Here is a 21,969-nt window from a genome sequence, read left to right as displayed (position 1 = left end):
CGCAAAGAAAGTTTCGACGCGACCCTCACCACGGCAGCCCCTGGACCAGCCAGGGAGGGCGGCTACATATTCACCACGCCCACCGGCCGACCCATCGACTCCACCAACCTCACTCGCACCTTCACCACCCTCCTCCACCACGCGGCCTCCGCCGCATCCGGTTCCACGATCTCCGCCACACCGCCGCGACGCTCCTCCTGAAGCAAGGCGTCGAACTCGTCGTCATCAAGGAACTCCTCGGGCACGCCCACATCAGCGTCACCGCCGCCGTCTACGCCCACGTCCGCCCCCGCCTCCAGCAAGCCGCCATCACCACCCTCAGCAACGCTCTCAAGCCCAGCCTCACCCGGTAGCACCGCACAGCCCCAACAACGCCGACGCCCCTGCGAGATACCTCGCAGGGGCGTCGGCGTCCAGCTGCGTTGCCGTCACCGTTGCCGTCAGTGGACCTTGTCAGCGGGCAGGCCGACGATTCCGATCTACTTCCAACCTCAATTCTTCGAGATCAGCGGCAGCCACAGAGAAGGGAGAGCAGTAGCTTCCCAGAGCTTCGATCTGCTGATCTCGGCTCCAGTCATCCCACATCGGGAGCGAGGCGGCGTATCCAATAACCACTTGGCGTTCAAAATCACGCCCTTCCCACTCCCGCCACTCCTCCCAACGGCGCGCTCGACCTTCGTCTCCAACCCTCCGACTCCCTGAAATCAGAGAATCCAGAATCCGATTGTGTGCTGCGGAAAATACCGGACTTCCGAAGTACGGCTCCGGCACCTCCACTTCATCGAATTTCATCCTCACGAGAGCGGAGACCAAGACTTCGAGCTCGCTCAACTCCATCTCCACCTGCATGAATGCCTCCTAGCCGAACGGGTTAGGCCCAGCATAGAGCACGTCAGGGATGTCGAACTTGAGGGACCCCCTATGGATTAGCTCATTAGGTTGCTCCCCGCGCCTAAGCGACGTTCCTTGAGGCCGCCTCACCGCGATCATGAAGCCACCCTTATGCGCATACCTGGGATTGCCCGCAAAGAGGACGTTCAGTGCATCGCCAGAGGAAACCATCTCCTGAGTAACGTATGCCCGCCCCTTCGAGTCAGCCCTTATCGCGCCCGAATTGACGATTGAAGCAATCCCATCTTCGTCCGCATAGTGGAATATCACATCATCGTCGAGATTCTCCATCAGGGATTCTGCGGTGCCAATCCTGGGACATCCGCCAGAATTATGCACCAGTACCGGCGTGGCCCCCGCCAGCACATAGTACGTGTGCGTGCTGAGGTGCTGTCATCTACGTTTTCGCAGGTCAGCGGAATTCGGCCAGTCCGTGGGTGTGCGTGGAAGTGCCCTGTTGTGCGCCCGTGTTGCCGTCGGCGTTGCCGTCAGACGGTTACGTGCGTGAGGGCGGTGGAGTGGGGTTTGGCCGGTGTCCTGCCCGGGTTGGGGTCGGGCATGGTCAGGGGGCCGTACGCTGGCCCGGCAACTCGGGCAGGTCCTGATCCTGCCCGGAATTTGAACGAGTGGCCCCCTGGCCTTGCCCGACGCGGGCCCCGGCCCAGGGAGGTGGGTAAAGCCGTCGGAGCCGACCCCCAGCCACGACGGCGCCTGGTCAGCAACCCTGGCGCCCGCTGCTGGCGCGGAGCCGGCGGACGCCGGGGCGGAGCGGGGCGGAGACAGGAGCGGCACCCCCGGCGGGGAGCCGGGCCGCGCGCGGCGAGCGGCAGCGAGCCGCCTTGAACCCGTAGAGAAGGTTGTTACTCACTCGGCCGGTTGGGCCGGCGTTGGTGGTCGTGCTCGATGGCTTGGGCGACTGTTTCGGCTGCTCGGATGGCGACTTGGAGACGGCGGAGAACGTCTCGACGGGCGGCCTCGATCAGCTCTTGGTGCGTGGTCTGGGCGGTGCTGGTTCTGGGGGTCCAGAAGCCGCGGTGGCTGTGCTCGGCCACGATGTCTCGGCAGGCGCGGACCACGGCGTTCAGGGCGGCGGTGATCTCGTAGCGGTACAGCTGGTCGTTCTCGGCTGCTCGGTCGTGGGTCATGGGTGCTGCCTCGGGGTGGGGCGGGCGGTGAGCAGGTAGCGCACGGCGTCGTCGAAGACCGTGTAGCTGTACATCGCGCCGTGGGCGAGGGCGGCCATCGCGTGCTCGTGGGCCTGGTCGTCGTCGAGCCAGTGCAGGACGGGCCGCGCGGCCAGTGGGTCGAGTTGGTCGCTGATGTGGCGGGCGCGTTGCCGTAACCAGCGCAGGGCGAGCCGCGGTGAAGTGGTCGGGTGGGAGCCGAGCCAGAAGGTGCGGCCGTCGTTCGGGGTGTGGGCGATGGCCTCGCACCAGTAGGAGCGGGTCAGCATGGCTGGGCTTCCCGTGTGGCCGACTGCGGTACGTGGGCGGGGAGTTGGACGGTCACCGTGTGGCCGTGGCCGTCGTGGTGGACCTCCATGCCGATGGCGAGGAGGGCGACGATGGCCAGTCCTCGGCCGTGGGTGGCTTCGGCGTCGGGGTGGGTGATCCGCGGGTGGGTGGTGCTGCCGCCGGTATCGGTGACGGAGATCGTCACGGCCTCGACGGTTCGGGCGATGGTGACGCGGAAGGCGGTCCCGGTGGTGTGGGTGACCGCGTTGGCGCCCAGTTCGGTCACGATCAGTGCCGCGTCGTCGGCGCACGGGCTGCCGTCGAGGATGTCGCGCGTCCAGCGGCGGGCGCGGCCGACCTCGGCCGGAAGCCTCGGACAGGAGAGTTCCCAGACCTGCACCGTACTCGTATGCTCGTCCATACAAGTCTCCTCGTGCTGGTAGGCGGCCATGGGCAGTGGGTTCGGGCTAGACGAGTTTCACGCCGTCGTGGGCCCGGACGGCCGGCGGGGCTGCCGCGTCCAGGGCGTCCAGGACGCGCACGGCGTATGCCTCGTCGGCGAGTTCGGTGACGTCCTCGCGGGTGGCCCAGCGCAGCGCGTACGTCTCGTCGCCGGTGGTGGGGGTGCCGTCGATCGCCTCACAGCGGAAAACGAGGGAGACGATCAGGCCGGTCATGTTCTTGTAGACGCCGGTCAGGGTCGCGGGAAGTGCGATCTTGATGCCGGTCTCTTCGAGGACCTCGCGCTGGAGGGCCTCGGGGATGGTCTCGCCCGGTTCGAGGACGCCGCCGGGCGGCTCCCAGTGCCCGTTGTCCCTGCGCTTGATCAGCAGGGCCCGGCCGCGGTCGTCGACGATGACTCCGGCGACGCTCACGGAATGGGGGCGTTCGGCAGTACTCACGGTCCTCGGCTCCCCTCGCTGGCTAGGCTCTCCACCGTAGCAACGACACTCAGCCTCTCGTCTAGATATCCAAAGGAGTAAAGATGGCGGCCTCCCCCTCCGGTGTTCTCGGGGCGCTGGACCCGACCAGTGACCGCGCGGTGTTCCGGCAGATCGCCGACCAGATCCGCGAAGCCATCGACAAGGGCCGGTTCAAGGAGGGCGACAAGCTGCCGTCCGAAGCCGAACTGGTCGAGCACTACGGCGTCTCCCGGATGACCGTTCGGAACTCGCTGTCGATCCTCCAGACCGAGGGCCTGGTGGTCTCCGAGCACGGCAGGGGTGTCTACGTCCGGCCGCGCCCGCCGGTGCGGCGCCTGGCCTCGGACCGCTTCGCCCGGCGCCACCGCGAGCAGGGGAAATCGGCGTTCATCGCGGAGGCGGAGGCGGCCGGGAGCAAGTCGGAGGTGGACAGCCTGGAGGTCGGGGAGGAGCGGCCGAGCCAGGACATCGCCGCGCGCCTGGGCTCCCCGCGCCGGGTGCTGGCCCGTCGTCGCCGGTATCTGCTGGACGGGCGGCCGGTGGAGTTCGCCACCTCCTACCTCCCGCTCGACCTGGCCCGGAACACCCCGATCGCCCAGCCGAACCCAGGGCCGGGCGGCATCTATGCCCGGCTGGAGGAACTGGGGCACCGCCTGGACCACTTCGACGAGGAGATCAAGGCCCGGATGCCCACCCCGCAGGAGGTGCGGACGCTGCGACTGGCCTCCGGCGTGCCGGTGATCCACCTGGTGCGCACCGCGTATGACACCGAGGGGCGCGCGGTGGAAGTCTGCGACACGGTCATGGCCGCCGACGCCTACGTGCTGGCGTACCGACTCCCTGCGACGTGATCATGTGCAGCAGGGGCGCAACACTAGACGGCGGGTCGGTCTGTGGCTTCGGTGGCGGGTGGACCGAACAGGGCGCTGATGTTGTTCCACATGAAGTCGTCTCGCCACTCCGGCTTGCCGGCCGCCCAGCTGACGAGCGCTTGAAGCACCTTCTCCTGCGAGACGGTCAGCGTCTGGTAGTGCTCCGCTGCGACGCCGTCTCGGTACTCCAGTTGGTAGGTGTTGTTGTCGCGCAACAGCACCTGGATGTACCAGTCGCCTTCGCGGTCCTCGTCCTGCCACTCAAGGACCATGTGATCGTTGTCGCGTCGCAGGTTGGCGAGCATGGTGGCTATCGCCGACTTGGAAGGGCGTTTCACTACGTGGCCCCGAGCGCTTGTCGCAATCAGCATGGGCCGAGCATGGCGGAAGGATGTGACAGTGGCCGCTCTCGGCAGGCAGCGAAGGTCTGCGGTCACGCTCTTCCGGCGCGGGGTTTCTCTCGACTCGTACACACCCAGACGCATACTCGTATAGACGAGTGAGCAAGCTGTGTGGCACAGTGGTCCGCGTTCCGAACTGACTCGGGATCACGTCGACGCATCTTGTCTAGACGAGTAGACGTTGGTGGTTCCGGTGCGATCCAAGGAGAGACAAGACGTTGCGCACCATCCGTGTGGAGACCTCGACCGCCACGATCCTGCTGACCGAAGCCCCTGAGCCCAAGGTCCGCGACCGGCAGACCGGCGAGGTGGCCAAGGACGCCGTGAGCGGTGAGACGCTGATGACGATCGGCGTCGTCTACATCGACGAGGGCGAGTCGGCGCTGATCCGCGTGACCGTGCCGGAAAGCGGCGTCGCCGACGGGCTGGCCCTGGGCGCTCCGGTGTCCCTGCCGGGCCTGGTGGCCAAGCCGTGGGAGAACGTCTTCAACGGCCAGCAGCGGCACGGCATCGCCTACCGGGCCGCCGTCACCCCCGGTGCCGTCCCGGCCGCGGTGGGGGCCTGACCGTGTCCGACCTGATGACATGGCTGGGGGTGGGCGGTCCCGTTGCCATGCTCGGTGGCGGGGCCGCCGCCTGGGCCAAGTCCCGGCACCCGGCGGCCTACTGGTCCACGGTGGGCCTGCCGGTGTCGGTGGCCCGGCTGCTGGCCTCGTACGGGGCGGTCATGGACTCCTGCGGGCTGACCGTGCCGCCCTCCCGGCTGCGGGCGATGGCCACCTGGGCGACCAGCCGCCGGGAGGTGAGGCCGGTGCCGCCGCGTCGGGGCCTGATCCGCCCCACCTCGACCGGCCTGCGCCTGCGGCTGCGGCTGGCCCCGGGCCAGGAACCGGCGGACGTGGCGGCCTTGGCCGAACGGCTCCGCCACACCTGGGCGTCCACGCCGTCTACGTGACGGAGATCAAGCCGGGCGTGGTCGAGCTGCGGCTCGTCGGCTTCGACGTCCTCGACCGGGTGCGGATGCCGCGCGGTGTCGAGGGCGGTCTCCTTCGGGTGCCGGTGGCACTGCGGGAGGACGCGACCGCCTTCGTCCGCGACTACCGCGCCATTCCGCACCAACTCGCCCTCGGCGCGACGCTGTCGGGCAAGTCCATGTACCTGCGCAACCTCGTCGCGGGACTTGCCCGGCAGCCGGTCGCGCTGGCCGGGATCGACTGCAAGCGCGGGGTGGAGCTGGCCCCGTTCGCCCCGCGCCTGTCCGCCCTAGCCACCGAACCGGCGGAGGCGGCCGAGCTGCTGCCCGTGCTCGTCAAGGAGATGGAGGACCGCTACGACCTGATCAAGGCCCGGCAGGGCATCGCCCCCGGCACCCCGGACGAGGAGATCACCTCGGACGTCTGGGGCCTGCCGGAGGATGAGCGGCCCGTGCCGGTCGTCTTGGTCGTCGACGAGGTGGCCGAACCCTTCCTGGTCGCCACGAAGAAGGACGAGGAGCGGCGGGACGAGATGGTCACCCAGCTCGTCCGGCTCGCGCAGCTCGGCAGGGCCGCCGGGATCTATCTGGAGGTGTGCGGGCAGCGCTTCGGCGCCGAGCTGGGCAAGGGCGCCACCATGCTGCGGGCCCAGCTCTCCGGCCGCGTCTGCCACCGCGTGAACGACGAGGCGTCGGCGAAGATGGCGCTCGGCGACATCGCCCCTGAAGCGGTGGAGGAGGCCTGCTCCATCGCCCCGGAACGGCCGGGCCTGGCCGTGGCCGGTGACACCTCCGGCGGCTGGTCCCGCATCCGCACCCCCTACCTGTCCCTCACCGACGCCGCCGTCTGCCAGGACACCGCGCACCTCGCCCCCGACGTGCCCGCCCTCGCCCCGTTCCGGCCGCATATTCCGCCGGCCCCGGTCGAGCATCCGACTCCGCTGGTCACACCGCGGCCCGTGACCGACTAAAGCCACCCCGCACCACGGTCGGCGCGACCGCCTTCGCGCCAAGTCCCTACCCCTGCCATGCCGAAAACCGAAAGGAGGTGCCACCCATGCGCCGCTACCTGGCCCGCGTTGACGCCGTGCTGGTCCAGGCCGTCATCGCCGGTGCCCTGTCGTTCGCGCACCTGCACGATCTGGCCGCAGCGGCCGGACAGCACGGCTGGAAAGCCTGGGCCTACCCGATCAGCGTCGACCTGCTGATGGTCGCGGCCTGGCGGCGCCTGCGCTCCGGCCACGCCACGACGGCCGGATGGTGCTGGTTCGTCATCGCCCTGGCCGCCTCGCTCGGCGCGAACGTCGCCACCGCCGGACTCCTCGACCTGAACGACGTGCCCGACTGGCTGCGCATCCTCGTCGCCGGCTGGCCCGCCGTCGCCTTCCTCGGCGGGACCCTCCTCGCCCACTCACCGAGCACTGCGGCACCGGATGAGCCGGACGAGAACACCGCCGAGCTGCCCGCGGCCGCCGACCCTGCGCCGGACCCCACGCCCGGACCGGCACGCTCATCGACACCAACACCCTGCGCACCCGCCTCGGCGTCCCGCCCGCCCTGGCCGACCAGATCGCCGCCCAACTCACCTGACAAGGAGGACTGCTCATGCGCCCGGTCATCCGCCTCGCCCTGGAGTGCTCCGCCCAACTCACCCGCCGAAACCGCCTCGACGAAGCCATGGCCGTCGCCGAAGGCGCGTTCCAGCGGGCCACCGCAGACGAACACCCCGAGATCGAACAGTGGCTCATCGACCACACCAGCGACTTCACCGGAGAGGACTGACCGTGCCCGCGCACCGCCGCTTCCGCCGGGTCGTCCGCATTGGCCCCGTCCAGGTCGGCACCGCCTACGACGGCCGGGGCCGCGAGAAGCACACCACCGCCTGCACCGCGCCGCGCTGCGGCTTCTCCGCCGACTACGACAGCCGCGCCGCCGCCGAGCTGGCCGCCCGTACCCACCGCTGCCCCGTCCGCTGACCGGAGGTTCCCGTGACCGTCTCCCTGCCCCTGGTGGCCGTCCTGGGCGTCATCGCCTGGGCCGCGATCAAGTTCCTCGGCATCCGCTTGTGGGTCGTCGTCGTGATCGCCCTCTTCGGCTTCTACCTCTCCCAGACCTTCCTCGCCCCCGCCATCGACACCGGCACCCGCACCGGGGTCGAGGTCGTCAACGGCACCACCGACTGACCAAGGAGAACCCGCCATGTTCCTGCGCCCGCAGTTCCCCACCACACCGCACCTCCCGGCCGCCGCCGAGCACGGCCAGCCGCCGGCCTGCTCCTGCCACCCCGCCCCGGCCCGGCGGCCCGTGCTGCCCCCGGCCACGACCGGCGCGGTGGCCGCCGTGCTCGTGGGCGGCGTGGTGCTGACCGCGCTGTTGGCGGCCGTCGCCGTGACGGCAGTGTCCGTGGCCGCCGCGGCCCTCGTCCTGCGCTCCCTGCTCGCCTCCGGGCACCGCCGCTGAACGGCCGGTCGGGGCGGCCTCGATACCGCCAAGCATCCCGCCGCCCCGACCGGCCTCACTCCCTCGTCCGACCCGCAAGCCAGACAAGGAGAAGCCCATCATCCCCCGCACCACCGCACCGCCGCCGAAAGAACTCGGCATGCTCGCTTCCTGGGGCAGCCTGCCCGGCCTGGTCCGGCAACTGACCGGGCTGGGCGGCTGCGCGCGCCCGATCCGGCTGTCCGGCTACCGCGCCGAACACGCCCTCAACACCACCACCGGCGAGATCGGCCCCGAACTGCACCGCCTGGACTCCACCGACCTCCCGGCCGGTCACCTGCTGGTGCGCTGCAACAACCGCCGCACCACCCGGTGCGCCACCTGCGCCGAGACCTACCGCCGCGACACCTACCACCTGATCACCGCCGGACTGCGCGGCGGCAAGGGCACCCCGGAGCAGGTCGCCGCGCACCCGCGCGTGTTCGCCACCTTCACCGCACCCAGCTTCGGCCCGGTCCACAACCGCCCCGACTCCGGCCGCTGCCGCAGCGACGCCCGCCACCCGGCCGACGATCCCGCCCTCGGCACCCCGCTCGACCCCGAGCGGTACGACTACGAAGCGGCCGTGCTGTGGAACGCGCACGCTGGGGCCATCTGGCGGCGCTTCTCCATCTACCTGCGCCGGGAGATCGCCAAGCGCGCCGGACTCACCCAACGCGCCTTCCGCCAGTACGCGCGGGTGTCCTTCGCCAAGGTCGCCGAGTACCAGAAGCGCGGCGCGGTCCACTTCCACGCCGTCATCCGCCTCGACGGCCCCACCGGCGGTGACACTCCGCCGCCCTCCTGGGCCAGTGCCGAGCTGCTGACCGACGCCATCCGCGCCGCCGCCTCCGCCGCCCGGATCACCGGCCCGTCTCTCGACGGACGCGAGCACACCTTCGCCTTCGGCCGCCAGCTCGACATCCGCCCGATCCGCTCCGCCGACCTCGACGGCGGCACCGAGCTGACCGGCCGGGCCGTCGCGGCCTACATCGCCAAGTACGCCACCAAGGGCGCCGAGACCGCCACCGGCACCCTGGACCGGCCGCTGAAGTTCCTCGCCGAGCTGGCCGCCCTCGACCTCACCGACCACGCCCGGCGCATGATCCGCACCGCCTGGACCCTCGGCGCCCGCAAGGACCTGGAACATCTGCGGCTGCGGGCCTGGGCCCACATGCTCGGCTTCCGCGGCCACTTCTCCACCAAGACCCGCCGCTACTCCACCACCCTCGGCGCACTCCGCACCGCCCGCGCCGAATGGCAGCGCCTCCAAGCCGCCATCGCACGCGGCGAGACACCCCACGACCCGGCCGCCGAGCCGGAGGAGACCACCCTCGTCCTCGCTCACTGGGCCTTCGCCGGCACCGGCCTCACCGCGGGCGAGCAATGGCTGACCGACGCCCTCACTCCCAACACCAGCACGGAAGGAGAGAACGCCCATGCCTGACGAGGAACTGCTGACCGTGCCGGAGGGGATGGCCCGGCTCCGGCTCGGCCGGTCCACGGTCTACGACCTGATCCGCTCACGCCGCCTGCCCTCCGTCACCATCGGCCGGTCCCGGCGCATCCCCGCCTCGGCGCTGCGGGAGTTCATCTCGCACCGACTGGCGGAGGCCGCCTGATGGCTACTTCGAAGAGAAAGACCCGGGCGAACGGTGACGGAACCATCTACCAGCGCAAGGACGGCCGCTGGGAAGCCGCCGGCCACGTCCTCGCCCCCGGAAACACCCGCAAGCGCGTCCGCGTCTACGGCACCACCCGCAAGGAAGCCCTGGCCAAGCTCACCGAGAAGATCACCGCCAGCAACCGCGGCCTCCCCATCCCCTCCGCACAGGGCAGCGTGGCCGCGTACCTGACCTACTGGCTGGAGAACGTCGCCTTCCACCAACTCCGCGAGAACACCCACACTCGCTACACCGCCTGCGTCAACCGGTACCTGATCCCCGGCCTGGGCAAGAAGAAGCTCACCAAGCTCACCGCCAAGGACATCCGCACCTGGCTCAACCAGCTCCGCACCACCTGCCAGTGCTGCACCCGCCGCATCGACGCCCGGCGCGACCAGCCCCGCTGCTGCGCAATCGGCCAGTGCTGCTCCAAGCTGCTCTCTCCGCTGACGCTCACCTACATCCACTCCGTACTCAAGTCCGCCCTGGAGCACGCCGTCCGCGAGGAGGAGATCCCACGCAACGTCGCCCGCAACGTCCGCACCGGCACCCCACAGCCCCGGCGCTTCGAACCCCTCACCGCCGACGAAGCCCGCCAGTTCCTCGCGGCCACGGGCGGACACCGGTTGCACGCCCTGTTCGAACTCGCCCTCCACACCGGACTCCGCAAAGGCGAACTCCTCGGCCACGCCCACATCGGCGTCACCGCCACCGTCTACGCCCACGTACGCCTCCGCCTCCAACGCGAAGCCATGACCGCCCTAGGCGACGCCCTCAACCGCCCCTGACTCCACGCACGGGCGCACGGCAACGGCGGCGAACACCCCCGGTGTTCGCCGCCGTTGCCGTCAACTACTGCCGTCAGCGCGGAGCGATCCGGTCAAACCGGATAACCCTTGCCGCCGGGATTCGCGAACGTGAATTCACCTGCCTGGTCCGTAGGGGGCCGAGACCTATCGCGACCCACCACCGTGGGCGGATCGCAACAGCGCCTTCACGCGATCCAACTCTGCTCGCGCCTCTTCCCTTTCTTCCTCATTCACCCAACTCCGCCAGAATGATTCATTCTCCGAGAAGACGCTTTCCAGTGCCCGCATCGCAGAAGAAGCGAGGGCCGAGTCGATTGGCTTTGGTAGCCAATCAGTAACTCCCGAGTAATCCTCACTCCATTCCAGGGAAGCGCCGGCCGGAAGGTTGGCTGCAACGACCGCAGCGGCCGCCATTACCTCTTCTGGAAGAGCATCGGAAGAACCGCCTTCGGATGCTGCGCAGAATGTTGTCGTGACGGCCGCGAGCCGCCCGGACGCAGGCTTTTCCTCCAGTTCGTCCAGGTAGTCTTCCGCAGTATCGCTATCAAACGGACCCGGTCCCCAGGTTCCCATCGCAGACTCCAGTCGAGTGCTACGGCAAGTAGCCGCCTATTGGTACGTCGATTTCAGGGTCTCTTCGATTAAGCAGAGTTCCCCCTCTGGCCTTCACGCCTTCCATCATAGTCTGCTCCATCCGACGGATCGCCGTCTTGCTCGTTCCGCTAGGCAGAGTGAAATAGGTGACGTTGGCTATGTCGTCCGCCTTGTATCCAGCTTTCCGAACCGCATGCTTGGAACGCATCGACTTATTCACTCGCTCCCGAATGCTTGTCGTGGAGCTTCCGACGTAGGTTGTCCCGTCCTTAAGATGGATCGAGTACACGCCCGGCGCGGTCGGCACGCCAAACTTGGTTCCCGGACCGCAGTTTGCATTGTGAACGAGGACCGGCGTATCACCCGCCAGCACATAGTACGTGTGGAGGTCGGCAACGGTGAGGTTGTGGACGGTGACGTGCCGGGTCCGGCGTTCGACGGCGGTGATCTCGACTCGGGTGCCGGCGCCGGTTTCCAGCCACTGGCCGACCTTCAGGTCGGTGGCGTCGATCCATTCGCCGAGTTCGGGGAGCCAGAACGGGTGACCGTCGGTGGCGGTGAGAGCGGAACTCTTGTTCCCCTCTTCTCCGTCGGTGTCGACGGTGACACGAACGAGCTTTTTCTCCCCTTCGCCGCTTATCTCGGCCGTAACGGCCTTGGCCGTGGTCTCGCCGGTTTCGGGGTCGGTGGCGAGGACCAGGTCACCGGTCTCCAGTTCCTCGATGGATTTGGTGCTGCCATCGGCCATGAGGACCGCCGTCCCGGGAACGAAGCTGTTGCAGGTCCCCTTGCCCAGCCCCTTCCTCGTGGTGACGAGTGAGGCGACCAGGATGGCGAGGTCGGCGGTGGACTCGGCACTCCGCCCGCTGGTGAATCCGACGGCTATCTCCTTGCCACTCCCCGCCATCGCAGAGAGCTGGCCGATGATGTTGCGCAGGTTCAGCGGGTGGTACTTGATGAATTTGTCCCATACCGCCTGGCACTTCAGGTCGGTCAGGCAGCTCCAGCCGTCGGCGATGTTGCCGCCGACGAACTGGAGTCCGCCGACCACGAACTCCGCCGCACGTCCCTTGCCGTGGGAGAGGAGCCTTTCGAACCAGTTCCGACCTCCGCTGTCCCCCTTGATGGGCGACGCCGTGTGTTCGGCCGTGTAGTAAGTGGTGCTGTTACCGGTCCCCAGGCCGCGACTGACGGTCACCGTGGTGACGCTGCCGTTCTTGTCCTTCGTCCTGGTGGTGTGCTCCCAGAGCCAGCCGTCCTCGTTCTTCGTCCAGCTTTCGATCCCACCATTGCAGTAGGGGGTGCCACCACAGGCGCCATCGGGGTGAAGGCCGGTGGGATCGGAGAGGGTGACCGGACTGTTGTTGGCGTAGGCGTAGCCGTTCATCTGCATCGGATCGGCGATGTCGATGAGCGGATCGGCCGAGATGAAGCGGCCGACGACGGGGTCGTACTCGCGGGCGCCGATGTGGGTCAGGCCGGTGGCCGGGTCGTCGATGCCGGTGCCGAGGAAGGAGCGGCGGCCGGGCCAGTCGGCGGATTCGGTGCCGCGGGGATTGCCGAACGGGTCGAACTTGCGCCGCTGGACGGTCATCGCCGCGTCCAGGGTGACGGAGGTCGTGGCGGTACCGTGGTGGTCGCTCAGCAGCACCGTCAGCTCGTGGTCGTCCGGGTCGGAACTGCCACCGGTGGAGCGCACCACGGTGGGGGCTCCGGGGTGGCTGTAGTAGCGGCGCGCCTCGATCGCGTTGCCGGTTGCGCCCACGGTGACCTCGGCGTCGCCGAGGAAGAGGGTCGCACCGGTGGCGGTCTTCTCGACCAGCCGGTTGCCGTCGGCGTCGTGGAGGTAGGAGATATCCGCCGCGCCGTCGCCACTGGTGTCGACGGCGGTGAGCTTGTTGTCCGCGTTCCAGACGAGAGTCTGAGTGTCGCCTCCGACGGTGCGTTCGATGGTGTTGCCCGCGTTGTCGTAGGCGTAGGTCGACATCGACTCGACCGTGCTGCCGGCGGCCTTGGTCACCGCGTCGACGCGGGTGAGGGTGTGGGGCTGAACCTCGACCGGCCCGGTCGTCCCGGTCGCGGGAAGGGTGGTGCCGTAGGTGTAGGTGTAGGTGTCGTCCAGCGCCGGGTCGGTCAGGTCGTGGTCGACCATCGAGGTGCGGTTGCCGATGGCGTCGTAGGCGTAGGTGTGCCAGTAGCCGTCCCCGTCCGGCCCGGTGGCCGTGTCGCCGGCGGCCGGCCCGGAGTCCACCGCGGAGGTCTCGCGCGGGCAGGTACCGGACGCGGCGGTCCATGCGTGGCGGAGCCGGCCGAGCGCGTCGTAGGTGAAGCACTGCCGGTCCGTGGTCACGCCCGGCCGGGTGTCGGTGACGGAGGTGACGTTGCCCACGGTGTCGTAGCCGTACCGCGTGTCGGTCAGCCGGTGGGGGCCGGCCTTCTCCCGGTCGGTGACGGTGCGGGACAGGCGGCCGGTGTCCGGGTCGTACTCGGCGGTCGACCACACCCGGTTCGGGGCCTCACCACTGACCGTGCGCAGCACCTCGCCGAACGGGCTGTGGATGGTGTCGGCGGTGTACCAGGAGTGTCCGGAGGTGGAGACCGGCGAACCCTCGCCGTCGTACCGGGTGACGACCTTCTCCTCGGACAGACCACCGGGGGTCGCGGGAAGCGTGGTGGTGAGTGGCCGGCCGGTCGCCGTGTAGGTCTGCCGGTAGGCGTAGGTGCCCGCCAGCCCCCGGGTGTCAGGGGTGTCGGGGATGACGATCTCGGTGCCGGTGGGCCGGTACTCGGAGTCGTAGCCGGTGACGGCGGTGACGACGGCCGCGCCGCCGGTGTACCGGGTCGCGGCCACCGGCAGCCCCTTGCCGCCCGGCAGCGTGTCGTACGTCCACTCGGCCACCAGCGGACCTGCAGCCGTGCCCTCGCGGACGGCAGTCGCGCGGCCGAGCACGTCGTAAGTGGTGACGCGCACGTTGCCACGGGAGTCCTCGGAGCGGACCCGTCGATCCAGGGTGTCGTAGGTGAAGGAGGACGTACCCATGTCGGGGTCGCGGGTGGAGGTCACCCGACCGCGGGCGTCGTAGACGTGGGTCCACTCGTTGCCGTCGTGGTCGGCGACCCCGGTGTGGTTGCCCCGGGCGTCGTAGGTGTGGCGGGTGTCTGTCCACTCCGTCAGGCCCGGGTCGGTGAAGTGCCGGACGAGTTCGGTGCGGCCCAGGGCGTCGGTCCAGGTCTTGACGGCTTCGCTGCCCCGCAGGGCGGTCAGGCCGTCGGCGGACATGCCGGTCCGGACCAGCGTCCACTCCCCGCCGTACGCGGTGGTGGCCGAGTGCTGTGGTGTGCCACGGTGGAGGGTGGTGGCCTTCACCGGGCGGCCCAGGCCGTCGTACGCGGTTTCGGTGGAGTGAGGAACGCGGAAGACGGATTCGGGGATGAACGGTTCGGTCTCCGGCTCGCCCCCGGCGAGGTAGCCGTTGCGGGTCTCGGCGACCACGCCGAGGGAGTTGTATCGGGTGTCGGCGACGATCCGCCCTCCGCCCAGCGCCTCGGTCTGCACCTGGAGCGGGCGCAGCAGGCCGTCGTAGAGGGTGACGGAGTCGGCGTAGGTACCGTTGTCCCGCAGGGTGCGGGTGGTCACCGCCGGCGGAGCGTCCTCGTCGATCTGGTAATCGAAGGTGTGGGCGGCCCTGTCCGAGGCGGGGTCCTGGGAGGCCGTCCACACGGCGGTGGTACGTCCCAACGGGTCGTACGTGGTGGTGACCGTGCGTCCGTTGGCGTCGGTGGCCTCCAGCGTCGTGCCGCGCCCGGGGTCGACGGTGGCGGTGGTGATGTGCCCGGCGGGGTTCGTCGTGGTGGTGGTGAAGGGCACTCCGGTGCCCGGGCCGAAGGAGGTCGCCGCCTGGTTGCCCTGGGCATCGGTCACCGTCAGCAGGCGACCCATGAAGTCGAAGGTGTTGCGGGCGCTGGTGATCCAGCCGGTACCGTCCCCGTTCACGGTGTCCACCTGGTGCGGCAGGCCCTTCACCGGTGCCCGGCCGAAGGCGTCGGGAGCGTCGTAGGAGGTGCGGGTGTCGGAGATGATCCGGCCGCCGCCGACGGAGGCGGCCTGCTCACAGGTACCGACCGTCGTCCGGCTCCGGGAGGGCAGTCCGATCAGGTGCCTGCCGGTGTTGTGCACGTAGGAGTGGACGGTGCACTGCCGGTCGCCGACGGTGTGGCCGCCTTCGCCGTCGGGGGTGAGGGTGTGCCGGTGGACGGTCTCGGTCAGGCCGTGGACGTCGTCGACGGTGGTCACCGTGCGTACGGTGCGTTCGCGTCCCCCGCTGATCGTTTCGGTCTTGTCGGTGCGTCCGGTACCGGTGCGCCAGGCGTCCAGGGCCGGAAGCCCGTCGCCGAGTGCGCGGGTTGCGAGCTTTTTCGCCCACGGCCACGACACCGTGCGGGAGACGATTTCGCCGCCCGCCCTGTCGTAGGTGATGGTCTCGGCCACCCGTCCCTGGTAGGGGAAGAGGTCTTCGGCGATGACCTCGCCGGCGGAGTCGGTGACGGTGACGGCCGTGCGGCCCGCATCCTTGGACATGCCCCGGAAGTAGCGGGTACGGGTCTGGGTTCGCTCGGTGGCGTCCAGCTCACCGGTGCGTTCGGTCAGCCCCCTGCTGACGACCACCGAGGCGTAGCCCCGCCACTGGCTGAAAGTACGCAGCTCCGGCTTGGAGAACTCGTCGCGGTCCTTGGCCCAGGCGGCGCCGCCCTCATAGGTGTAGGTGGTGACGACGTCGGGTTGGCGGGCGACACGGTCGCGCTCCGCCACCTTGGTGACGACGTACTTGTTGAACCACTCGATCTCCGGTTCCTCCAGTTCCGAGTCCGGGGACCAGTGGACGGGAAAGCAGCGGGTGTCGTTGGTCTTCGGGTCGGGCGCGGCACCGACGGGACACGGCCGGGAGTAGGTGATCTTGATTTCCCCGCCGGTCTCGGTGCGGATGGTCTCCACCCGCAGCCGGTCGAAGTCGGGGGTCGGGTCGGCGGTGGAGCGCGCGACCCGGTTGGGCATGTCGGCGACGTTGGGGAGGAACGTCACCGGCGGCAGCGTGATGCTCTCGCCGTCGGGCCCGTGGCCGGTGCGGGTGATCGACTCCAACCACAGCGGCGGGTGGGTGTCGGTGCGCTGCTTGGGGAAGGAGTGCTCCAGCGTCCAGTGGTCCACCTTCGCCAGGCTCGTGGAGCCCTCGGTGCGCTGAGCGTAGGTGGTCACGGCCTTCAGCCGATGGCGGGTCCAGAAGGTCGGCGAGGAGACGTAGCAGTTCTTGGTGTCGGCCTTGCAATGCAGGGTGGAGGGGGTGTCCCACCAGGGTTGCTTGTCCCCGTGGTTGTCGGAGTCGAAGTCGGCGTCGGAGCAGTCGACCTCGCCCTCGGTGATACAGCGCTCGGCGGTGGAGAACACCACCCGCCCGGCGGGGGCGCCGGTCAGGGCGCCGGCGCGCAGACCGTACTCGATCTTCTCGGGATGGCCGCCGCGGACGTAGGAGACGTGCTTCTTGTATCTGCCGTTCTGGGCGTAGCGGTTGGTCTCCCTGGCCCAGTCGACGACCATGGCGTTGCCGTGCACGTCCTCGACGTAGTCCAGGTTCCAACGCCAGGCCTGGGTGCAGGAGGAGTCGGCGAAGGAGGTGGCGTGGCAGGGCTCCCCGGCGTGGTTGCCGAAGACGGGAACGGTGAAGACGGAGTCGGTGCCGGGGCGGGTGCCGTCCCCGTCCACATCATGACGGCCGAACCAGTAGCGGGTGCCGTCCCGGGTGGTGACCACCCAGTACTCGCCGTCGTCGTCGCCGTTGCCGAGCGCGGAGTTCTTCCTCAGTTCCACCCTGGATCCGTCGTCGGTGGCCGGGATCCACCTCTCCTCGGGGCCGCCGTCACCCTGGACGACCTCACGGACCAGTTCGGTGGTGGTGCCGCCCATCGACATCACCACGCTGGGACCGGCCCAGCACAGGTCGGACTTCTCCTCGTGATCGGCGTTGTCGTTGTTCGGGGTGCCGTCGAGATCGTCGGAGCAGGGCCGGTAACGGCGCTCGATGAACCCGGGGTGGTAGTCCCAGCCGTCCCCTACCCAGGAGGCCTGGCCGTTGGCCACCGACGTCTTTCCGTCCACCGCCTGGGACGAGTAGGAGAAGGCGATGGCAGGCGCCGGTCCGGCCGGGGTGGGCGGGACGGTCAGCGGGTACGTCCAGGAGAAGCCGCCCCCGGATCCACCAGCGGTCCAGGTCCCGCTCGGGGAGAGGCTCGTGGCCCTGTAGGTGCCGCCCGCGCCCTCGCCCGAGTCGGTGGCGGCCAGCACGACCGGGCCGCCGCCGGACTGGGTGGACAATCCCGGTGCTCGGGCCGTGGCCGGGTCGATGGTGGCGCGTACGGTGTCCGTACTGGGGTCGTTGGTGCTGGGCACCTCCACGGGAGTGGTGCACTCCTCCAACTCCGGCGTGGTGAGGAAGCACTCGGGCAGTTGCTCCAGCTTCAGCCGCGTCGCCCACTCGGTGCCGTACAGGTCCTCGAACCGCGAGTAGTCCAGCGCCACGTCCACGGGTGTGGCACCGGTGTCCGGCGGGGTGACGGTGATGACGGCTCCGTCCACCCCCGCGGTCTCGGTGGTGGTACGCGACTCCAACTCCACGTTCCAAACGCCCGAGGGCTCAGGCGGGGTGGGTTCGGTCCCCGTGGGAGTCGCCCTGCCCAGACTGACCGGCAGGTCGCCGGCCGGTACCAGTTCCCCGCCGGCCGTGTCGAGTGCGACGTCCGCAGTCCCGCCGGGTGGTACGTCCGTTTTCGTCGGCTCGTATTCCACCGGCGGTTCCATCCCGCCCGCCCACTCCCCGTACTCGGCGGCCGCCGCCTCGTCCAGTCCCGCCTCGGCGTCCTGCTGGAGAGCCGTCAACGCCGGCCCGTTGCGCAGGTTGCCGTCCGGGGGGATGGCCCACGCCTCGACAGGCAGCAGGGTGACGGTCATCAGTGCCGCGACGGACACGCCCGCGCCCTGCACCACGCGGTGCCCGCGCGCCGGGCGTCGTTGCCCCCATCCCGTACGGCGCAGCCGATCCCGCATCAGGAACGTGAACACAGCGGACCCCCCACGACGGCCGCGCAGGCCTTCGGGGCGCCCACACAGAGAAAACACAAAGAACGGCGAGCACTATGCACGTCCGCCTCATATGGAATCCACCCTCGCATATCTCTTGTGACATCAATCACTCAGGGAGCGAGGGGTGGCCGCAGGCTCCGCTTTCGATTCATCCACCGATATTCCTGTTGACACCGGACCGAATAGTTTACTCCGGACCAAAAGCCAAGGAAAGTGATTATCGGCGATAAAACGCCCCTACATAAATCAAGACATTCCCTGTATTGGCGATCCTGTCTTGCCGGCGGATGGAACCGGTTCCCTCTCGGGCTCCCCGCGCGGCATCCGAAGCCACTTGCCGCTGCCGTTGCCCGCCTCCTTTCCGTCGCGTGACGAAAGTGTGGAGATGAGTCATGCTCTGCGTCGCACATCACCGCGCGCGGAGTGTTACCGGGCGCACGGATCGGCATCACCGAGGGCATCGTGGACTCCCGGCGCCCACGGGGGGAGTAGGGAAACCATGGCCACCGTGGAAGGCGCACGAGAGACAGGGGCGGAAGGAAACAGGAAACGGGCCGGAGAAAAACTCCGAAGCGGTTCCGAGGACTCGTTCCGGCGAAGGCTCGCTCGTTCCCGGAACCGCGGCACGGCGATCGTCGCCACCCTGCTGGCCGCCGCCGTAGCCGTTCCTCTGGCCGTGAACCGACCCGACCGGGGAAACGACATCCCCGTGCCCCGCGTCGCCCACAAGGACGGCGGCGCTCCCATGGGCGCGGCCGAGGCCGTGCGTCGGGCCGAGGAGACCGGCAAGGAGGTGGAGGTGACCGCGGAACGCACCGCCGACTCCACCACCTGGGCGCGCCCGGACGGCCTGATGCGCACCCGTATCCACAGCGACACCTTTCGTGCAGAGGTGAACGGCGAGTGGAAGGCGATCGACACCACACTGGAGAGGGTGAGGGACGGTTTCTCGCCCAGGGCTGTCAACGACCCCCTCGTCTTCAGCGCGGGCAGCGCCGCCGGCACGCGCACCCAGTTGACGGCCGCGGGCGAGGACTCCGCGGTTCAATGGAGCGAGTTGGTCCGTTTCATCACCGCCGACCACGAGATCACCGTCGACTGGCCGGGTCCGCTGCCCGCACCGGTGGTCGACGGGCCGCGCGCGCTCTACCGGGACGTCCGGCCCGGCATCGACCTGCTGCTGACCGCCCGTGACAGCGGCTACTCCCAGCTGCTGGTCGTTCATGACCGCGAGGCGGCCGGCGACCCGCTCCTGGAGACGATGCGGCACCGACTGGCCTCCCCCGACCTCGACTTCCGCCTCGACCATGGGTCCGGCGTTCTCAGCGCGGTCGACGAGGACGGCGAGGAGATGGCCACGGCCCCCACCCCGTACGTCTGGGACTCCGCAGGAGAGCCCGCCGTCACCATCGGTGAGGAGACACCGGAAGGAGGCACCGAAGGCGACAGGGACGGCAACGGGGCATCACAAGACACCCTGGCCCTGCCGGGAGTCTGGGGCCCGCAGCCCGGCAGCCACGACGCGGTGCTGGGCACCGACCTCGACGACGACGGCGTCCTGACCGTCTTCTCCGACCGGGAGTTCATGGCGTCCGAGGAGACGGTCTACCCGGTCTTCATCGACCCCTCCCTGACGGGGCGGAAGAAGAACTGGACGCTGTTGTACCAGCCGTACCCCGACTCCAGCTTCTGGAACGGCCAGAACTTCAACGACGGTACCAACGAGGCCCGCGTCGGCTACGAATCCACCACCAGGGGTCTGTCCCGTTCGGTGTTCACCTTCGAGCTCCCCGGGAACCTGCACGGGGCGACCGTCAAGTCCGCCCACTTCCGGGTCCTGCAGACCTACTCATGGGGCTGCACCGGGCACAAGTACAACCTCTGGCTCACCAGGTCCATCTCCAGCTCCAGCACCTGGAACAGGCAACCGAGCTGGACACGTGTCCTGTCCAGCGCCACCACCGGGCACGGCTACAAGAGCTCCAGCTGTCCCGACTCCTGGGTGAAGATGGACATCAGATCCGCCGCCCAGGACGCCTCCGACGGGAAGTGGAGCACCGTCACCCTCGGCCTGCGCGCCGCCAGTGAGACCGATGCCCACCACTGGAAGAAGTTCCGTGCCAACGGTGAGAACTCCCCTTTCATCGAGGCCGTCTACAACCGCAAGCCCAACCAGCCCACCGCCCTGACGATGACGCCCGGCCCGGACTGCGACCTCACCAGGCCCTACTCGACGGTCGGCAAGTCCGATCTGACCTTCCGGGCCAGAGGGTCGGACCCCGACGGCCGCCTGAGCTCCCTCCACTTCCTGGTCTGGCCCAGCGGGGAGTACGACACGAAGATCGTCGACTCCGTCATGGCCGTCGACAGCGACGGTTACGCCAACACCGCCCCCATCCCCTGGGAGAAGTTCACCCATGGGACCACCTACTCCTGGGGCGTCCGCTCCCAGGACCCCGAGAACGCCGTCTCCGCCTATGCCCCCAGCGGCAGTGAACCCTGCCGCTTCACCGTCGACCACAAGGGGCCGCCCTCCCCCACCGTGACGTCGACCGACTTTCCGTCCGCGGACGGTACCGACGACACCTGGTCCACAGTCCGCTTCGGCACCGGCGGCACCTTCACCTTCGGCTCCGACGGGGCGAGCGACGCCACGAGGTACGAGTACAGCTTCAACTGGACCGGCTTCGGCTCCACGGCCACCCCCGCCGTCCGCGGGGGCGACGTCACCATCGCCGTCGAACCGCCCCAGGCCGGCCCGAACATCCTCTACGTACGGGCCGTGGACCCTGTGGGCAATACCTCCGGGCAGACCGCCCACCGCTTCTACGTCACCCCCCGCACTGGCCTCGACGCCCCGGGAGACACCACCGGCGACGGCTATCCCGACCTGTTGGCCGTCACCGACACCGGCCGGCTGAAGGCGTACCCGGGCAGCCCCAGCGGTGACCTGCACTCGGGCATGGACGCCTCGTACAGCACCAGCGGCGGCAACCCGACGCCCACCCCGGACAGCTACTGGACCGGCGCCCTGATCACCCACCACGGCGACTGGTTCCCCGGCGACGGCATCCAGGACCTCGTCGCCCGCGTCGACGGGGAGCTGTACGTCTACCCGGGGGACGGCTACAGCGGCTTCGACGTCACCCGGCGCCAGAAGATCCTGCTGCCGCCGGGCGCCCCCTCCTCCGACCGACTCACCCAGATCCTCTCGGTGGGCGACGTCGACGGCGACGGACACCCGGATCTGTTCGCCAACGCCGGTCCCCAGCTGTGGATCTTCACCGGCTACAGCGGCGGCGCCTTCGCCGCCGCCCATCAGGCGGCCCACAGCACCTGGGACGGCCGCGACCTCGTCCTCGTCGGCGACGTCACCGGCGACGAGGCGGCGGATCTGGTCTACCGCTCCCGCAGCACCGGACGGCTCTACCTCCGCGAGGGGAAGCCGGACACCGACGGCACCGGTACCGACCTGCTCTCCCTGGGACTGGCCGCCTCCTCCCGCACGGGCGACGACACCGTCTACGGGCAGGCCGAGTGGGACCCGGACTCCGTACCGCTTCTCGTCGGCACCCCCGACGCCGACGGTGACCGGACCCCCGACCTCTGGGCGCTGTCCGCCCCCAGCGGCGACGTCCACCTCCACCCCGGCGGCCCCACCGCCTACGGCACGCCCCGCAAGGTCATCAGCGCGCCCGCGGAAGGCACCGACTGGACCCGGCCCGTGAGCATCGGCTGACGGATCCCGGGCGGGGAGACGGGAAGGGGCCGGGCCGGT

Annotated in this window: 18 protein-coding genes and 4 pseudogenes; 13 read left to right on the top strand and 9 right to left on the bottom strand. The window is 69.3% G+C overall.

What is annotated here, in order from left to right:
• Window positions 1–60 precede the first annotated feature (60 nt).
• Window positions 61–353 (top strand): annotated as a pseudogene (locus ACFSJS_RS12110) (tyrosine-type recombinase/integrase); the annotation flags it as partial.
• Window positions 354–453: 100 nt separating this feature from the next.
• Here ACFSJS_RS12110 and ACFSJS_RS12105 read toward each other — a convergent pair.
• The 6 genes from ACFSJS_RS12105 to ACFSJS_RS12080 all read right to left on the bottom strand — a co-directional run bounded on the left by ACFSJS_RS12105 (window position 454) and on the right by ACFSJS_RS12080 (window position 3,220).
• Window positions 454–849, bottom strand: a complete 396-nt coding sequence (locus ACFSJS_RS12105; protein WP_380899355.1) for a hypothetical protein — start codon at window positions 847–849, stop codon at window positions 454–456.
• Window positions 850–858: 9 nt separating this feature from the next.
• Entirely contained in the window at window positions 859–1,182 is a 324-nt protein-coding gene (locus ACFSJS_RS12100) for a hypothetical protein (RefSeq protein ID WP_380899354.1), read from the bottom strand.
• A 569-nt stretch (window positions 1,183–1,751) separates the two neighbouring features.
• Window positions 1,752–2,036, bottom strand: a complete 285-nt coding sequence (locus ACFSJS_RS12095; RefSeq protein WP_380899353.1) for a hypothetical protein — start codon at window positions 2,034–2,036, stop codon at window positions 1,752–1,754.
• On the bottom strand, window positions 2,033–2,344 hold the full coding sequence (locus ACFSJS_RS12090; RefSeq protein ID WP_380899352.1) for a hypothetical protein: 312 nt from the start codon (window positions 2,342–2,344) through the stop codon (window positions 2,033–2,035). The genes ACFSJS_RS12095 and ACFSJS_RS12090 overlap by 4 nt, the downstream gene beginning before the upstream one ends.
• A complete protein-coding gene (locus ACFSJS_RS12085; protein WP_380899351.1) occupies window positions 2,338–2,766 on the bottom strand; it encodes an ATP-binding protein in 429 nt (142 codons plus the stop codon). Before ACFSJS_RS12085 ends, ACFSJS_RS12090 begins: the two co-directional genes overlap by 7 nt.
• A 46-nt stretch (window positions 2,767–2,812) precedes the next feature.
• Window positions 2,813–3,220 (bottom strand): NUDIX hydrolase, encoded by a 408-nt coding sequence (locus ACFSJS_RS12080; protein WP_279554488.1) that lies wholly within the window; start codon window positions 3,218–3,220, stop codon window positions 2,813–2,815.
• Window positions 3,221–3,330: 110 nt separating this feature from the next.
• Between ACFSJS_RS12080 and ACFSJS_RS12075 the strand changes: the two genes are divergently transcribed.
• A complete protein-coding gene (locus tag ACFSJS_RS12075) occupies window positions 3,331–4,119 on the top strand; it encodes a GntR family transcriptional regulator (protein WP_380899350.1) in 789 nt (262 codons plus the stop codon).
• A 23-nt stretch (window positions 4,120–4,142) separates the two neighbouring features.
• Here ACFSJS_RS12075 and ACFSJS_RS12070 read toward each other — a convergent pair whose 3' ends face one another.
• Window positions 4,143–4,445: a hypothetical protein gene (locus tag ACFSJS_RS12070; protein ID WP_380899349.1), complete on the bottom strand. Its 303-nt coding sequence runs from the start codon at window positions 4,443–4,445 to the stop codon at window positions 4,143–4,145.
• 314 nt (window positions 4,446–4,759) lie between these two features.
• Between ACFSJS_RS12070 and ACFSJS_RS12065 the strand changes: the two genes are divergently transcribed.
• From ACFSJS_RS12065 to ACFSJS_RS12020, 10 genes and pseudogenes are all read left to right on the top strand, one after another.
• On the top strand, window positions 4,760–5,107 hold the full coding sequence (locus ACFSJS_RS12065) for an SCO3933 family regulatory protein (RefSeq protein WP_380899348.1): 348 nt from the start codon (window positions 4,760–4,762) through the stop codon (window positions 5,105–5,107).
• 2 nt (window positions 5,108–5,109) lie between these two features.
• A pseudogene (locus ACFSJS_RS12060) lies at window positions 5,110–6,485 on the top strand (FtsK/SpoIIIE domain-containing protein).
• Window positions 6,486–6,571: 86 nt separating this feature from the next.
• A pseudogene (locus tag ACFSJS_RS12055) lies at window positions 6,572–7,104 on the top strand (DUF2637 domain-containing protein).
• 15 nt (window positions 7,105–7,119) lie between these two features.
• Window positions 7,120–7,296 (top strand): hypothetical protein, encoded by a 177-nt coding sequence (locus ACFSJS_RS12050; RefSeq protein WP_380899347.1) that lies wholly within the window; start codon window positions 7,120–7,122, stop codon window positions 7,294–7,296.
• 2 nt (window positions 7,297–7,298) lie between these two features.
• Window positions 7,299–7,490: a mobile element transfer protein gene (locus ACFSJS_RS12045; protein WP_380899346.1), complete on the top strand. Its 192-nt coding sequence runs from the start codon at window positions 7,299–7,301 to the stop codon at window positions 7,488–7,490.
• Window positions 7,491–7,502: 12 nt separating this feature from the next.
• Window positions 7,503–7,697: a hypothetical protein gene (locus ACFSJS_RS12040; RefSeq protein WP_162466063.1), complete on the top strand. Its 195-nt coding sequence runs from the start codon at window positions 7,503–7,505 to the stop codon at window positions 7,695–7,697.
• A gap of 16 nt (window positions 7,698–7,713) precedes the next feature.
• Complete coding sequence (locus ACFSJS_RS12035) at window positions 7,714–7,974, top strand: SpdD protein (protein WP_380899345.1); 261 nt, start codon at window positions 7,714–7,716, stop codon at window positions 7,972–7,974.
• A gap of 139 nt (window positions 7,975–8,113) precedes the next feature.
• On the top strand, window positions 8,114–9,439 hold the full coding sequence (locus ACFSJS_RS12030) for a replication initiator (protein WP_380899344.1): 1,326 nt from the start codon (window positions 8,114–8,116) through the stop codon (window positions 9,437–9,439).
• Window positions 9,432–9,614, top strand: coding sequence for a helix-turn-helix domain-containing protein (locus ACFSJS_RS12025; protein WP_380899343.1), 183 nt, complete (start codon window positions 9,432–9,434; stop codon window positions 9,612–9,614). The genes ACFSJS_RS12030 and ACFSJS_RS12025 overlap by 8 nt, the downstream gene beginning before the upstream one ends.
• Window positions 9,614–10,342 (top strand): annotated as a pseudogene (locus tag ACFSJS_RS12020) (site-specific integrase); the annotation flags it as partial. The gene ACFSJS_RS12025 and the pseudogene ACFSJS_RS12020, both read left to right, overlap by 1 nt.
• A 267-nt stretch (window positions 10,343–10,609) precedes the next feature.
• Here the strand turns inward: ACFSJS_RS12020 and ACFSJS_RS12015 are convergent.
• Together ACFSJS_RS12015 and ACFSJS_RS12010 are read right to left on the bottom strand one after the other, a co-directional pair.
• Window positions 10,610–11,038, bottom strand: coding sequence for a DUF4259 domain-containing protein (locus ACFSJS_RS12015; RefSeq protein ID WP_380899342.1), 429 nt, complete (start codon window positions 11,036–11,038; stop codon window positions 10,610–10,612).
• Between the two features lie 19 nt (window positions 11,039–11,057).
• Window positions 11,058–18,077 carry a polymorphic toxin-type HINT domain-containing protein gene (locus ACFSJS_RS12010; protein ID WP_380899341.1) on the bottom strand — a complete coding sequence of 2,340 codons (7,020 nt, stop codon included), beginning with the start codon at window positions 18,075–18,077 and terminating at the stop codon, window positions 11,058–11,060.
• Between the two features lie 790 nt (window positions 18,078–18,867).
• On the opposite strand from ACFSJS_RS12010, the gene ACFSJS_RS12005 reads away from it, so the two are divergent.
• A complete protein-coding gene (locus ACFSJS_RS12005; protein ID WP_380899340.1) occupies window positions 18,868–21,930 on the top strand; it encodes a DNRLRE domain-containing protein in 3,063 nt (1,020 codons plus the stop codon).
• Window positions 21,931–21,969: the final 39 nt, after the last annotated feature.

The sequence above is a fragment of the Streptomyces desertarenae genome, from assembly GCF_042681365.1.
In the GTDB taxonomy this organism is placed as follows: domain Bacteria; phylum Actinomycetota; class Actinomycetes; order Streptomycetales; family Streptomycetaceae; genus Streptomyces; species Streptomyces desertarenae.
This window is presented reverse-complemented; position numbering and strand designations above follow the sequence as displayed.

Coding starts and splice junctions, on each gene's coding strand:
- ACFSJS_RS12105 (WP_380899355.1), bottom strand. CDS start 849: ATGCAGGTGGAGATGGAGTTGAGCGAGCTCGAAGTCTTGGTCTCCGCT.
- ACFSJS_RS12100 (WP_380899354.1), bottom strand. CDS start 1,182: ATGGAGAATCTCGACGATGATGTGATATTCCACTATGCGGACGAAGAT.
- ACFSJS_RS12095 (WP_380899353.1), bottom strand. CDS start 2,036: ATGACCCACGACCGAGCAGCCGAGAACGACCAGCTGTACCGCTACGAG.
- ACFSJS_RS12090 (WP_380899352.1), bottom strand. CDS start 2,344: ATGCTGACCCGCTCCTACTGGTGCGAGGCCATCGCCCACACCCCGAAC.
- ACFSJS_RS12085 (WP_380899351.1), bottom strand. CDS start 2,766: ATGGACGAGCATACGAGTACGGTGCAGGTCTGGGAACTCTCCTGTCCG.
- ACFSJS_RS12075 (WP_380899350.1), top strand. CDS start 3,331: ATGGCGGCCTCCCCCTCCGGTGTTCTCGGGGCGCTGGACCCGACCAGT.
- ACFSJS_RS12070 (WP_380899349.1), bottom strand. CDS start 4,445: ATGCTCGCCAACCTGCGACGCGACAACGATCACATGGTCCTTGAGTGG.
- ACFSJS_RS12050 (WP_380899347.1), top strand. CDS start 7,120: ATGCGCCCGGTCATCCGCCTCGCCCTGGAGTGCTCCGCCCAACTCACC.
- ACFSJS_RS12035 (WP_380899345.1), top strand. CDS start 7,714: ATGTTCCTGCGCCCGCAGTTCCCCACCACACCGCACCTCCCGGCCGCC.
- ACFSJS_RS12030 (WP_380899344.1), top strand. CDS start 8,114: ATGCTCGCTTCCTGGGGCAGCCTGCCCGGCCTGGTCCGGCAACTGACC.
- ACFSJS_RS12025 (WP_380899343.1), top strand. CDS start 9,432: ATGCCTGACGAGGAACTGCTGACCGTGCCGGAGGGGATGGCCCGGCTC.
- ACFSJS_RS12015 (WP_380899342.1), bottom strand. CDS start 11,038: ATGGGAACCTGGGGACCGGGTCCGTTTGATAGCGATACTGCGGAAGAC.